Genomic DNA, 15,033 nt, shown 5'->3' with positions numbered 1-15,033 from the left:
TTCGATATTTTTTTTAAGAATAATTTTGTCAATTGAGGCATCTGGTCTCTATTATTTAGTTTTGTAAAAAACTAAATGCTTTTTTACCTATTGGTTTAGACCCGATCTATCAAATGTTTGTTGTTTTGCAAACATTACCGGAACAGTTATGAAGATATTTAACACGCAACAGATTTACGCAGCCGATCAATACACTCTGAAAGAACAGAAGATAAAGAGTATAGACCTTATGGAGAGGGCGGCTTTATCATTGTTTAACTGGCTGCATCTTCGTTTAGAGGGAAATCCGCTTAAGATAAATCTGTTTTGTGGTATTGGTAATAATGGGGGAGATGGCCTGGCATTGGCACGGCATTTATGGGAGCACGGATATAGTATTGAAGTCTATATAGTGAACTTTAGTGATAAGAGATCGGAGGATTTTTTAGAAAATTTAAAAAAGTTAAAGGAGAGGAAGATTTGGCCTAACTATATAGATGAATCGAGTGAGCTTCCTATAATTGGCCCTGGAGAAATTATTATCGACGCAATATTTGGAATAGGATTAAATAGAAAACCGGATCCCTGGGTTTCTAACTTGATACAGAGTATAAACAAATCCCGGCTATATGTACTCTCGGTAGACATACCCTCAGGTCTTTACATGGATAAGCATACCGACCATATTAAGAGTATAATCGAAGCAAATATGGTATTGAGTTTTCAGGTTCCTAAACTCATTTTTTTTCTCCCGGATACAAATGTCTACTGTAAGGAGTGGGAGGTACTCGATATAGGACTTTCCCCTACCTATCTGCAGGATACAGAATCAAAAGTAAGTCTCATCCATAAAGCGGAAGTACTTCAAAGGTATAAGTACAGAGAAAAGTTTGCACATAAAGGCAGTTATGGCCACAGTCTGTTAATTGGTGGCAGTTATGGTAAAATCGGTGCTGTAAGCCTTGCAAGCAGGGCCTGTATAGGTTCAGGGAGTGGTTTAGTAACCACCTATATACCAAAATGTGGATATATTCCATTACAGCTTGGGGTACCGGAAGTGATGGTGTTAACGGACACAGAAGAGAAAGAAATAGGTAAAATAGAGTTTAAATTAACACCTACCGTTATAGGCATTGGAATGGGTATGGGTACATCCAAAAAGACCGCGATGGCCTTTGCCACTTTTATTCAGCATAACAAGCAGCCATTGGTTATTGATGCCGATGGTATAAACCTTCTTTCCGAGGACTTATCCTTGTTGGCATACCTACCGTCAAAAACGGTAATTACTCCTCATCCCGGAGAGTTAAAGAGACTTCTGGGAAGTTGGGATAATGATTTCGAAAAGCTAGATAAGGCGAAGCGATTTTCAAAAGATACTTCCTGCATACTTATAATTAAGGGGGCAAATACTACCGTGGTATATCAAGATTCTATATACATAAATACTAGTGGGAATCCTGGAATGGCTACGGCTGGAAGCGGCGATGTTCTTGCCGGAATAATTACCTCGTTAATAGCACAGCAATACGAACCACTATTTGCGTCAAAATTCGGGGTATATCTTCATGGATTATCGGGGGACATTGCTGCTACACAACTAGGACTGGAAGCGCTGACAGCATCTTCCATTATTAATACGCTCGGATTGGCATTTAAAGAGCTCCTCGCTGGACCCGAGCAATCGCCTAAGGAGCCAGCTAAGAAAGACTGATGAGTTCTATTTAGACTTAACTCTTCGCAATACCCAAGCCAAGGCATTGTTATAGTCAATATAAAACTTCATGGGCTTTTTATAAAAGAGTTTTTCGATTTTGAAATTGTGCATGTCTACCTCCTTTACGGAGACAATGGCAAAGGCTTTTAGATTGTTTAATTCTCTTAAGTAGCTATAAATTATGGGGTCTACTGCATAAGAATTTTTTCTCAGGCTGATTATTCCAAAATTGGTATCTCTAAAATGGATTTCAGAAATTCCAATGATCTGATATGCTCTTTCTAAGGTGAGTGTTGCCCCTTCGTCAAAAATCGATACCATAAAATTTTCGTATACCTGGATGGTACCTATATCTAGTTGGTATTCTTTGACTACGATTTTCTTCTTCGTCGGTCCGACTTTCATTTCATATAGTTTAGTGTGCTCATTAGCGAAAGTAGATGCTTGTTAAAATATTTAGAAATAAAATAGATTAAACGCCTATATATCGTTTATACGGTTGGGATATTTTGGTATTTGTATGCTTATTCTTACGTCTTAAAAATTTCACAAAAAAAAAGGACACAAATCACTTGTGTCCTTATAGTCAAATTCTTACAAATAATTTAGGCTTTTGAAGACTTTTTGGCTTTTTTTATCTCTATAGTCAATTCTTCTTTCTTCTTGTCAAAGTCCATGAAAATACTATCTCCTTCTTCTAGTTTAGAATTAACAATTTCTTCTGCCAAAGAGTCTTCTATATACTTCTGTATAGCTCTTTTTAAAGGTCTTGCTCCATACTGTTTGTCGAATCCTTTATCTGCGATATAATCTTTTGCTTTTTCAGTAAGATTTAAATCATAGCCAAGATCTTTGATACGCTCAAACAACTTGTTTAGTTCAATATCTATTATTTGATGAATATCTTCACGCTCAAGAGCGTTAAATACCACCACGTCGTCTATTCTGTTTAAGAACTCCGGAGCAAATGCTTTTTTCAGGGCATTTTCAATAACACTTTTCTGGTGTTCCCCTTCCTGAGACTTTTTGGCAGCAGTTCCAAAACCAACCCCCTGACCAAAGTCTTTTAGCTGTCTGGCACCAATATTAGAAGTCATTATAATAATGGTATTTCTAAAGTCAATTTTTCTTCCTAGACTATCGGTGAGAAAACCATCATCCAGAACTTGCAATAACATATTGAAAACATCTGGATGCGCCTTTTCAACCTCATCCAAAAGGATTACAGAATAAGGTTTACGCCTAACCTTTTCGGTTAACTGGCCTCCTTCTTCATAGCCAACATATCCCGGAGGGGCCCCTACCAACCGTGAAATAGCGAATTTCTCCATGTATTCGCTCATGTCTATTCGAATAAGTGCGTCTTCCGAATCGAATAATTCTTTTGCCAATATTTTAGCGAGTTGTGTTTTACCTACTCCTGTCTGGCCAAGAAATATAAAAGAGCCAATAGGTTTATTTGGATCTTTTAAGCCCGCTCTATTCCGCTGAATTGCTTTGGCTACTTTGGCAACAGCCTCGTCTTGCCCAATTACATTTCCTTTTATCAGGGTTGGTAATTCGGCCAACTTGTTGCTTTCCGTCTGTGCTATTCTATTCACCGGAATTCCACTCATCATTGATACTACGTCGGCAACATTCTCTTCTGTCACGGTCTCCCTGTGCAGTTTACTGTCTTCTTCCCATTTTTCCTGTGCTATAGAAAGTTCTTTTTCTAGCCTTTTCTCATCATCTCTTAACTTAGCAGCCTCTTCGTAGCGTTGTTTTTTAACTACACTATTTTTTAATTCCCTTACATCTTCTAGTTGGTTTTCCAATTCAAGAATTTGTTTTGGGACGTCCATGTTAATTATATGGACACGACTTCCAGATTCGTCTAAGGCATCTATGGCCTTGTCTGGCAAAAATCTATCAGTCATATATCTATTAGTAAGCTTTACACAAGCTATTAATGCTTCATCCGTGTAGTTAACATTGTGATGGTCTTCGTATTTACCTTTTATGTTTTTGAGAATTTCAATGGTTTCCTCTACTGTGGTAGGTTCTACCATAACCTTTTGAAAACGCCTTTCTAAGGCACCATCTTTTTCGATGTATTGTCTGTACTCATCTAAGGTAGTAGCGCCAATACATTGAATTTCTCCTCGGGCCAAGGCTGGTTTAAACATATTGGATGCATCCAGACTACCAGTGGCACCCCCGGCACCAACAATGGTATGAATTTCATCAATGAAAAGAATAACATCGTCATTTTTCTCTAATTCATTCATTACCGCTTTCATTCGCTCTTCAAACTGTCCTCTGTATTTTGTGCCAGCAACAAGGGAAGCAAGGTCTAGGGTAACTACCCTTTTCCCATAAAGGATTCTGGAAACCTTTTTATTAATAATTCGAAGTGCCAAACCTTCAGCGATAGCACTTTTACCTACGCCAGGTTCTCCAATCAATAATGGATTGTTCTTTTTACGTCTACTCAATATTTGAGATACCCGTTCTATTTCTTTTTCCCTTCCTACAACCGGGTCTAATTTGTTATCCTCGGCGAGTCTGGTAAGGTCTCTTCCAAAATTATCTAAAACAGGAGTTTTGGACTTCTTACTGCCTTTTTGGTTAGAAGATCCGCCAAAAGAACTTTCCTTACCTTCTGTAGGCTCATCCGAGTCACTCGGAAAAGATTCCGAAGTTGGAGAGTCTATATAATCATCCTCGCTGGTTATCATGGATTTAAACTGATCCTTCACCCCATCATAGTCTACTTTTAATTTGTGAAGTAGTTTTGTAGTAGGATCGTTTTCATTTCTTAAAATACACAATAACAGATGTGCCGTATTAATACTGGAACTTTGAAATAGTTTAGCCTCTAAAAAAGTTGTTTTTAGCGCTCGTTCTGCCTGCCTAGTTAAATGCAGATTCTTTTTATCTTTTTGAATACTCCCAGAATTTGGGTTAGCCGGACTTAAGATTTCAACCTTTCTTCTTAAGTGATCTAAATCCACGTCTAAGGCATCCAAGATGCTAATTGCCTTCCCATTTCCATCACGCAGTAAGCCTAACATTAAGTGTTCTGTGCCAATGAAGTCATGACCTAGCCTTAATGCCTCTTCTTTGCTGTAAGCAATTACATCCTTTACTCTTGGTGAAAAATTATCATCCATATATGATCCTTATCTGTAATAAAATTAGTAAATCTCTACTTAAGAACGGCAAATACCATACCTATATTCGTTAAACTAGAACTAAATGACGAAAAAAACATTGATTTACAAAAAAATTAACAACCTAATTATTAACGAATACCCCGGCATTCCCTGTTGATAAATTCTTTAATAAACTCCTTGGAAATCCCTTTCAAGGCTATCATTTTGTGTATATTGCCGCGATAATTTAATTACAACTAAAATATAAGATTTTCCTATGGCCGAAGGTGAAAAATTGATACCTATCAATATTGAAGATGAAATGAAATCTGCCTACATTGACTATTCAATGTCGGTCATTGTGTCACGTGCCTTACCTGATGTCAGAGACGGGTTGAAACCTGTACACAGAAGAGTCCTTTACGGGATGCATGAATTGGGAGTTCGTTCCAATAGCGCACATAAAAAATCTGCCAGGATAGTGGGGGAGGTTTTGGGTAAATACCACCCACATGGAGATACCTCTGTCTATGATTCAATGGTTAGGATGGCTCAGGAGTGGAGTTTGCGATATATGTTGGTTGACGGTCAGGGAAACTTTGGTTCAGTTGATGGGGATAGCCCGGCTGCAATGCGTTATACAGAGGCCAGAATGCGAAAGATTGCAGACGAAATGCTGGCCGATATTGATAAGGAAACAGTTGATTTACAACTAAACTTTGATGATTCCTTAAAAGAACCAACGGTACTTCCTACTAGGATTCCAAACCTACTAATAAACGGAGCTTCTGGTATTGCGGTGGGTATGGCGACCAATATGCCTCCTCACAATTTGTCGGAAGTGGTGGATGGAACCATTGCTTATATAGATAACAATGACATTGAGATCGACGAACTTATAACCCATATTAAAGCTCCTGACTTTCCCACAGGTGGGATTATTTATGGCTATGACGGGGTGAAGGAAGCTTTTCATACAGGGAGAGGTCGTGTAGTAATGCGTGCCAAAGCAAGTTTTGAGGAAATACAAGGAAGAGAGTGTATTGTTGTCACAGAGATTCCTTATCAGGTCAACAAAGCCGACATGATAAAGAAGACGGCAGATTTAGTGAATGATAAGAAAATTGAAGGAATATCAACTATCCGGGATGAGTCTGATAGAAAGGGGATGCGTATTGTTTACATCCTAAAAAGAGATGCTATTCCAAACATAGTTCTAAATACGCTTTATAAATATTCTGCCCTACAGTCTTCCTTTAGTGTAAACAATATCGCTTTGGTTAAAGGCAGACCAAGACTACTAAATGTGAAGGAGATTATCCACTATTTTGTGGAACACCGTCATGAAGTGGTAGTGAGAAGAACCACTTATGAACTGCGAAAAGCAGAAGAAAGAGCACATATTTTAGAGGGATTAATAATTGCATCTGATAATATTGATGAGGTAATCGCATTAATTAGAGCTTCTTCGAATGCAGACGAGGCCAGAGCTAATCTAATGGAAAGGTTTAAACTGACCGAGATACAGGCCCGAGCAATTGTAGAAATGCGATTGAGACAGTTAACCGGCCTGGAGCAGGATAAACTGCGTTCCGAGTACGAAGAGATTATTAAAACTATTGCGGATCTAAAAGATATTTTAGATAAGAAAGATCGTAGGATGCAAATTATTAAAGACGAGCTTTTAGAAGTAAAAGAGCGTTACGGTGATGTAAGGCGTTCGGAGATCAATTTTGCAGGAGGAGATTTGAGTATTGAAGATATGATTCCTGATGAACAGGTAGTAATAACTATTTCTCATGCCGGATACATTAAAAGAACCCCTCTTTCAGAATACAAAACCCAAAATCGAGGGGGTGTAGGACAAAAAGCTTCTTCGACCAGAAACGAAGACTTTTTAGAGCAGTTATTTGTAGGAACCAACCATCAATATATGTTGTTCTTTACACAAAAAGGGCAGTGTTTCTGGATGCGAGTATACGAAATACCTGAAGGAAGTAGAACTTCGAAAGGAAGGGCTATTCAAAACCTAATAAATATAGAAAAAGACGACAAGGTGAAAGCCTTTATTTGTACCCAGGATCTAAAAGATGAAGAATATGTAAATAGTCATTACGTAATCATGGCCACCAAAAAGGGTACTGTGAAAAAGACTTCCCTGGAGCAGTATTCACGACCTAGACAAAATGGTATTATCGCCATTAATATCCGAGAAGATGATGAGCTTTTAGAAGCCAAACTCACTACAGGGACCAGTCAAATATTTTTAGGTTTAAAATCTGGAAAAGCTATACGCTTTGAAGAAAGCAAAACCAGACCTATGGGTAGAAATGCCTCTGGGGTTAGAGGAATAAGTCTTGCCTCTGAAGACGATGAGGTAATAGGAATGGTATCGGTTCATAATTTTGATGATGAGATTTTAGTGGTCTCTGAGAACGGTTTTGGAAAACGTTCCAGCATAGATGACTACCGTATCACGAATAGAGGTGGAAAGGGAGTAAAAACGATATCGATAACTGAGAAAACTGGCGGCCTCGTTGCCATTAAGAATGTTTCAGACTCTGATGACTTAATGATCATAAATAAATCTGGAATTGCCATCCGAATGAGTGTTGACGATCTGCGTACTATGGGAAGGGCAACACAGGGAGTAAAGCTGATTAATCTAAAGGATAATGATTCTATTGCGGCAGTAGCCAAAGTAATGAAGGATGAAGATAATTTAGAAGAGGTAGACATTAGAGATATCGAGGTTAAAACGGAAGATGGCACAGCTATTGATAATAGTAGTACCGATACAGACACTGAAACTGAAAACTAAAAATCAATAAACACTAATATTAATAAATACAAGATGAAGACTAAATTATTATTTCTTATGACCATTTTTTGTGTAATGGTTGGATTTTCACAAAAAGCAGAATTGAAAGCTGCCGATAAAGCCTTGAAAAGTGGGGATACTGCTTCTGCCAAGGCCAGTTTGGATGGTATTGAAGGCATGATGAGTGGTGCCGATGAAAAGGTGCAAGCAGACTATTACTTTATGAGAGGGAAGGTTTATGCAGATTTAGCAAATAAAGGAGATAACAGTGCCTTTAATGAGGCTGCAACTTCTTTTCAAAAAGTGTTAGACCTAGAAGCCAACGGCAAGAAAAAGTATACGGATGAGACCTCACAAAGAGTAGCAGCCCTGTCTGCCGACTTAGTGAATTCAGCAGTAGAAGACAATGGGAATAAAAAATTCGAAGAGGCTTCTGATAAACTTTATATGAGTTATAAGATTAGTCCTGCGGATACCGTCTATTTGTACTATGCTGCCAGTAGTGCCGTAAATGGAGGACACTATGACAAAGCCTTGGGTTACTACGAAGAGTTGATGGACGTTGGATACGATGGAAGCGGTACAGTATACAAAGCTACGAATGTTGCCAATGGACAGGTGGAAGAAATGGATAAAACCCAAAGAGATTTAATGATTAAATCTGGGGCTTATAAGGATCCTATTGACGAGAAAACACCTTCTAAACAAGCAGAGATTGTTAAGAATATGGCATTGATTTACACCCAAACCGGCCAGGACGAAAAAGCGCTTGAAGCCTTTTCTAAAGCCCGTAAAAGTAACCCAGATGATGTTAATTTAGTTTTAAACGAGGCTAATCTTCACTTTAAATTAGGAGACAAAGACAAGTTTAAAATGCTAATGTCCGAAGCTGCTGCTATGGAACCAAATAATCCAGACTTACAGTATAATATTGGAGTAATCAATATGCAGCAGGGTAATATTGAGGAAGCTCGTAAGGCTTACAGAAAAGCCATTGAAATTAATCCGGGCTATGTTAATGCCCAATTGAATTTATCTACCACCTACGTAGATGAAGGAAATGCCTTTATTGATGAAATGAATAGTCTTGGTAATTCTAAAGCAGATATTGCCAGATACGACGAGTTAAAGAAACAAAAAGACGACCTTTTTAGAGAAGGAGCAACTATTTTAGAGGAAGGTTTAAAAACCAATCCTGGAAACCAAAGTGTCCTTACACAATTGAAGAATATTTATGGTGCGTTAGGGGATACAGAAAACTTTATGAAAGTTAAAAAACTCTTAGGAGAATAAATTTTCTAAACCATTTTAAAAAACCCGTTAGTCTTAAAACTAATGGGTTTTTTTTATACGATTTTTTTTATCACTCTGAGTTTATGGGTGTATTTGCCAAGCGTTGTATTAAAAATCCCGGTATGGTCTAATCTGTCTATCCGAACAGAACCAAAGGAATGAATGATATAATTGTCTTTCATAATAAGACCTACATGATTAATTTCCCCCTCTTTGGTGTCAAAAAACGCTAAATCACCGGGCGTACTTTCTTCTATAAAGCTTAGGGCTTCCCCCTGTGTTGCTTGTTCTGAAGCTTTTCGTAAAAGAGAATAACCATGGATTTTATAAACCATTTGAGACAGGCCTGAGGCATCTATCCCAAAAGGAGTTTTACCACCAAATAAATAAGGCGCATGCAGGTAGTACATTGCCGTTTTTACAAAAAGGTCCTTAGGTCCTTTTTCTGTTGTAAAGGAACCCTCATAATGATGTTTTAAAAGCTTAGTAGAGGCAAGAGAAGAACCTATTATAATCGGTAGTAATTGGTGTTGCTCATTGCTTATATAACTCAGAAGGTCGGATACATATGTCTTGTTTTCCCTTATTTTATAGTAGTCTTCTTTGGAAACCGTTGTAAATTGATCGTTGCGAATCCACCCCTCACACTTGTCAAAAGCGTCCCTTATTTTGCTCCAGTATTTTCTTTTTTCCAGAATTTTAAAGTGATCTCCATATAGTAGTTGGGAAATCATAGGTTCATAGTCCTCTGCCTGAAGTCTGATAGGTATTAAACTGAGATGACATATTCCGTAGTGCATTGAGCCGGTAAAACCTAATTTAGATTCGTTCAAGAATTATGGCAGAAGCACCACCTCCACCGTTGCAAATAGCCGCAGCTCCTAAACGCGCTTTTTGTTGTTTTAACACACTCATTAAGGTAATTACTATTCTTGCCCCTGAACAGCCAAGTGGATGTCCCAAAGAAACAGCGCCCCCATTAATGTTAACGTTTTTATCGGATAATCCCAGGAGTTTCATGTTTGCCAATCCTACCACAGCAAAAGCCTCATTAAATTCAAAATATTCAACTTCTTCTATAGATATGCCAGCTTTTGAAAGTGCTTTTGGTAAGGCCTTTGCAGGAGCGGTTGTAAACCACTTTGGTTCCTGAGCAGCATCAGCATAACTTCTAATTTTCGCCAGAGGCTCTAAGTTTAATTCTGCAGCCTTCTCCGCACTCATAAGAATTAAGGCAGCCGCTCCATCATTAATGGTAGAAGCATTTGCCGCAGTTACGGTACCGTCTTTTGTAAATGCTGCTCTAAGTGCAGGAATCTTCTCAATAAAAACATTTTTATATTCCTCATCTTCTGAAATTTGAAGGGGTTCTCCCTTGCGCTGGGGGACTTCAACTGGAACTACTTCCTCATCAAACTTTCCTTCTTTCCAGGCATTTGCCGACCTCGTATAAGACTGTATTGCATATTTGTCCTGATCTTCTCTGGTAAAATTGTGTTCCGCTGCGCATAAATCGGCACAGACCCCCATGGCATTTTGATCGTAAACATCTACCAAGCCATCTTTTTGCATCCCATCGAGAAGACTGGCACCGCCAAATTTCTGTCCTTTTCTCATATGTAAGTAATGGGGTATCTGACTCATATTTTCCATGCCTCCCGCAACAACAATAGAGGTGTCACCCATTGCTATAGATTGGGCAGCCTGCATAATTGCCTTCATCCCTGAGGCGCAAACCTTATTTACTGTGGTACAGGGAACAGTCTCTGGTATTCCCGCGAATATAGCCGCTTGTCTGGCAGGTGCTTGTCCAGTTCCTGCCTGAACCACATGACCCATGAGGACTTCTTCTACCTGATTTGGCTTAAGATTAATCTTATCCATAGCTCCTTTTATAGCTATGGCACCAAGTTCTGGAGCGGGGATACTAGATAAAGAACCTAAAAAGCTGCCAATAGGTGTCCTAGCCATTGATACAATTACTACCTCTTTCATATAGTGATAAATTATTTGGCGAAATTACTAAAATTATGTGCAATGCCTCCGGTTTCATCCTCAAAAGAGAGAGGGTAACACTATTATTTTCTATTTTTGAATTATATACTTTCTCATGGGAAAAACCTTAGATGGCGTTTATAAGAATCGGTCGCGTATTTACAAATACCTACTTTACCTTCTTACTGTTGGATGCATTGTATTCTTTTTCCCAAGAGGAGGCAAGTTTAAATACGAGTTTCAAAAAGGTAAACCTTGGCAGTACGAGAATCTATATGCACCATTTGATTTTGCCATTCAGAAGACAGAAGAGGATATGCTTACCGAGAGGTCGAGAATTGAATCACAGCAAATAGACTACTTTGTTTACGACCATGTTATCGTTAAAGAGGTATATGATAATTTTGATAGTAGTTTTACTAAGGTCTTTAGCCCCAGCAAGTTTAACCCAAGATCCCTCTCTATTTTAAAATCTGTCGCAAAAGATTTGTTAGATTCTATTTATAGCCGTGGAATAGTTGTGCAGGCCAATGATGGGATTTTAAAAGACAGAATATATCTGGTCCAGAATTCTGAAGCACAAAGACTTAATAGCAGTGAACTTTACCAGATGGGGAGCTTAAACGACACCATTTCCAAAGTTTTAGGCGGAAAGAGTCTTAAGGCTTACGAGCCAGAATATAAATCTTTTTTCTTCGAAATAATTAGGCCTAACGTATCCTATGATGAAGGTTTAACAAAGAGGGAACTCCAAGAAGCCCTCTCTGAAATTTCCCTGACACGGGGTAATGTAGATGAAGGAAAATTGATCATTGCCAAAGGTGAGGTTGTGGAAGCGGAAAATCTAAAAATATTAGATTCTCTGAAAGCAGAATACGAATCGGAATTATGGACAGATAATAATTATTATTTTATCCTTTTTGGATATACTATTCTTGTGGCCCTGGTGCTAATGATGCTGTTGTTGTTTTTAAAAAAATACAGGCCAGAAGTCTTTAGAAATAATATCAAAGTTACGTTTATATTCTTTAATATTCTTTTAATGGTCTTGGTAACTACCTTGGTAGTAAAATACAATGAGACCTATGTTTTTGTGGTCCCTTTATGTATTATGCCCTTAATCTTAAAAACGTTTTTTGATGCCCGTCTCGGACTTTTTGTGCATGTTTTAACAGTATTGATACTGGGCTTTGTTGTGCCCAACAGTTTTGAATATATATTTTTACAGATAATTGCTGGTATCGTTACTATTTTAACGGTTTCTGAGTTGTACAAAAGGGCCAATCTGTTTATTTCCGTCGGTCAGATTACCTTAATCTATATTGTCGGGTATTTTGCTTTTCATATTATACATGAAGGAAGTCTGGATAATGTGAATTGGTATATTTTTGGATTTTTCTTTTTAAACGGTATGATTACCCTGTTTGCTCAGCCATTGATTTATATTTACGAAAAGGTTTTTGGGATGGTATCGGATGTATCCCTATTGGAGCTTTCCGATACAAATTCACGTTTATTAAAAGAGCTGTCAAATAAAGCACCAGGAACTTTTCATCATTCTTTACAGGTGGCTAATTTGGCGGAAGCCGCGGCAAATGAAATAGGTGCCAACGCTATGTTGGTAAGAGTGGGTGCTCTTTACCACGACATTGGTAAAATGAATAACCCTACCTTTTTTACCGAGAACCAGATCACTAATGTTAATCCTCATGACGATATTGCTCCAGTAGAAAGTGCCAAAATAATAATTGACCACGTTATTGAGGGGATAGAAATGGCACGTAAAAATAATCTTCCTGACAGGGTAATAGATTTTATTAGAACTCATCACGGAACAAGTTTGGTTTATTATTTCTACAAAAAAGAACAAGAGAATAATCCCGATGTTGAAATAGCCAGTTTTCAGTATCCAGGGCCTATTCCCTTTTCTAAAGAGACTGCTATACTCATGATGTCTGATGCAGTTGAAGCAGCTTCTAAAAGCTTGAATAACCCTACCTATATGGTGATTGACGAGTTTATTGATAAGATCATTGCTGGGCAAATGAACAATAAACAATTCTTAAATGCCAATATTACATTTAAGGAAATTGAAAAGATAAAGAAAGTATTAAAACAAAAGCTCACGAATATTTATCATCTCAGGGTAGAGTACCCTGAATGAAAAAGACATTGTGATCTTACGTACTTAAAGGGAAATATCCCATTGCACCCTAAATCGCCAACCATCAGGAACATCTGTACTGATATTTTGGAAATCAAAGAAAGTAAACTCTGCGGTTAGTTTGTTTCTATGTTTTGCAAAAAACCAATTTGCAGCCAAGGCATATTCCACCTCTCTTACCTGTGAAAAGGACTTATTTGGCACGTAAAACGAGTGTCTGCCTGCAATCTCTAAGGGTTTTGGAAACCAGTCGAAGGTATTATTAAAAAAATATCCCGCCTGTACATAGTTCCCATACAAATCTGTTTCTGTTAAATTAACATGGTCGTAGATGTTTTTGAAATGCAATTCTTGTTGCCATGAAAAACCACGATACATAAAAGCGGTTTCCAAAAGTGCCTGCTTAACTCGGTATTGTCCGGCAATACCCTCTTCAAACCCTTCCAACTGTCCTCCACCTGCCTGAGAAAAACGAGTAAACTGACTGCGATTAGTGACTGCGGCAATAGCCAAGAGGGCAGTAGGTTTTTCGTGATAGCTAACATCAGAACCGACCATGGCTAGTTCTCGACCTAAAAAGTTCCATTGAAGGCGTCCTACATACATTAAATTACCATCGTCGTTTTCAAAACTACCGCGGCCTGTACCCGTGAGTACCGATAAAAAATAAGAAATATCCGCGGTACTCTCTTCGAATAACCTCCCATAGATAGAAACTCCTTGCTGCCTATCCAGTGTAAATGGTCTGTTAAGTATAGAGCGATCTACCATTTGTTGTTTTCCAGAGGAAATAACTCTTTCACGATTGTAAAAGGTTTTCCACTGGCCTACCTTAAGCTTAAGAAAAGACCATTTCTCGATCATTAATCTAAAGTCTAAAAGATTTCCCTGTCCTATTTCGTACTCCCAATAATACTTCAACCAAGGCTCAAAAGCGTTGCCGCCAACTTTAAGCCGTGCTCTATTAATTTTAAAAAGGGGACTGTCTAGCTTTAAATCATCAAAATTTAGAGGATTTTGATCGCTGGGGGTTGCAAATCTAAATTGAAACCTGGATTCAATGTTAAGCATAAATCGTTCGTTTAATGTCTTAAATTGAAAGCCTTTAGAGCCATAGGAAATACTTACTTTATTCGAATCCAATACTTTTTCTTGGGCACTAAGCTTGGAAAATACCATTAGTCCAAAAAAAAGAACAAGTAGGTGATATTTTAGATGGGCCGGTTTTGTCATTTAGGTTGCAGACTATAAGCGCTAAAGATATAAAATACTGTTATTAGAAGCACCTCCATAGGAATTTACTAGAATTTCTAAATCTGAACAGATATTTAAGTGCATTTAAATTTTCTTCGACCAAACCACTTAGCTTTTTTATGCTCTTAAACTTTAACAACTTATTGGAAGGAAAATTGATTTAAAATTATTAAATTCATAAAAAACAACCTATATATTAATAAATAAATATTTTTTCTATGATTAAAGAGGGTATAATTATGATATTGTTATTTTCTGCCTTTTCTCTTTTTGGACAAAATAGCCATACTAATGTTGAGGTGGGAGAGGTATTTACCCTTGGAAAAGGAGTATCTCCGGAATACAGGTATATCAATTTTCCAAGAGCTAACTTTATTCTTAAAAGGGGAGCTATTGCAAATTATAAGCAACTCAGAGGGGAGAAGGTTGTAGTACATGAAATTAACTACCACCAAGAAAACCGTGTGGAAGTTGTCTTAAAGCGTGAGGATGGGTTTCGATTTTTTAGATTTTATCCTACAGTTAAGGCCAATTTCCATAAGGCCATAGAGTCGGGAGAGCTTCTTCAATAGATGGTTAAATAGAAATTAATCTGTCCTGACTTATTGGATCAAGGGGGCTAAAGATTGTCCGTTGTGCTTTTTATTCACAATGGACTAAGCTTACTGGCCTA

General features: G+C 37.9%; 10 protein-coding genes. 5 read left to right on the top strand and 5 right to left on the bottom strand.

Annotated features, from left to right (window positions below; genetic code table 11):
* Positions 1-148 precede the first annotated feature (148 nt).
* Positions 149-1,693, top strand: a complete 1,545-nt coding sequence (locus tag PXG98_RS10990; protein WP_276391074.1) for an NAD(P)H-hydrate dehydratase — start codon at positions 149-151, stop codon at positions 1,691-1,693.
* Positions 1,694-1,699: 6 nt separating this feature from the next.
* On the opposite strand, the gene PXG98_RS10985 is transcribed toward PXG98_RS10990, so the two are convergent.
* Entirely contained in the window at positions 1,700-2,101 is a 402-nt protein-coding gene (locus PXG98_RS10985) for an STAS/SEC14 domain-containing protein (protein ID WP_276391072.1), read from the bottom strand.
* A gap of 200 nt (positions 2,102-2,301) precedes the next feature.
* Positions 2,302-4,851: an ATP-dependent Clp protease ATP-binding subunit gene (locus PXG98_RS10980; protein WP_276391070.1), complete on the bottom strand. Its 2,550-nt coding sequence runs from the start codon at positions 4,849-4,851 to the stop codon at positions 2,302-2,304.
* A gap of 259 nt (positions 4,852-5,110) precedes the next feature.
* Here PXG98_RS10980 and gyrA point away from each other — a divergent pair, with 259 nt between their 5' ends.
* Positions 5,111-7,654, top strand: coding sequence for a DNA gyrase subunit A (gyrA, locus tag PXG98_RS10975; protein ID WP_276391068.1), 2,544 nt, complete (start codon positions 5,111-5,113; stop codon positions 7,652-7,654).
* Between the two features lie 33 nt (positions 7,655-7,687).
* Positions 7,688-8,947 (top strand): tetratricopeptide repeat protein, encoded by a 1,260-nt coding sequence (locus PXG98_RS10970; RefSeq protein ID WP_276391066.1) that lies wholly within the window; start codon positions 7,688-7,690, stop codon positions 8,945-8,947.
* A 53-nt stretch (positions 8,948-9,000) separates the two neighbouring features.
* Here PXG98_RS10970 and PXG98_RS10965 read toward each other — a convergent pair whose 3' ends face one another.
* Together PXG98_RS10965 and PXG98_RS10960 are read right to left on the bottom strand one after the other, a co-directional pair.
* The gene (locus tag PXG98_RS10965; protein ID WP_338150241.1) at positions 9,001-9,780 is read right to left on the bottom strand and encodes a C40 family peptidase; all 780 of its coding nucleotides are present in this window, start codon (positions 9,778-9,780) and stop codon (positions 9,001-9,003) included.
* Positions 9,767-10,942, bottom strand: coding sequence for an acetyl-CoA C-acyltransferase (locus PXG98_RS10960; protein WP_276391064.1), 1,176 nt, complete (start codon positions 10,940-10,942; stop codon positions 9,767-9,769). Before PXG98_RS10960 ends, PXG98_RS10965 begins: the two co-directional genes overlap by 14 nt.
* 115 nt (positions 10,943-11,057) lie before the next feature.
* Between PXG98_RS10960 and PXG98_RS10955 the strand changes: the two genes are divergently transcribed.
* Positions 11,058-13,106: an HD family phosphohydrolase gene (locus tag PXG98_RS10955; protein ID WP_276391062.1), complete on the top strand. Its 2,049-nt coding sequence runs from the start codon at positions 11,058-11,060 to the stop codon at positions 13,104-13,106.
* 24 nt (positions 13,107-13,130) lie between these two features.
* Here PXG98_RS10955 and PXG98_RS10950 read toward each other — a convergent pair whose 3' ends face one another.
* Entirely contained in the window at positions 13,131-14,339 is a 1,209-nt protein-coding gene (locus PXG98_RS10950) for a porin (RefSeq protein WP_276391060.1), read from the bottom strand.
* Positions 14,340-14,578: 239 nt separating this feature from the next.
* On the opposite strand from PXG98_RS10950, the gene PXG98_RS10945 reads away from it, so the two are divergent.
* Positions 14,579-14,932: a hypothetical protein gene (locus tag PXG98_RS10945; protein WP_276391059.1), complete on the top strand. Its 354-nt coding sequence runs from the start codon at positions 14,579-14,581 to the stop codon at positions 14,930-14,932.
* The last annotated feature ends 101 nt before the right edge of the window (positions 14,933-15,033 follow it).

The sequence above is a fragment of the Eudoraea chungangensis genome (genome assembly GCF_029360665.1).
Lineage (GTDB): Bacteria > Bacteroidota > Bacteroidia > Flavobacteriales > Flavobacteriaceae > Eudoraea > Eudoraea chungangensis.
This window is presented reverse-complemented; position numbering and strand designations above follow the sequence as displayed.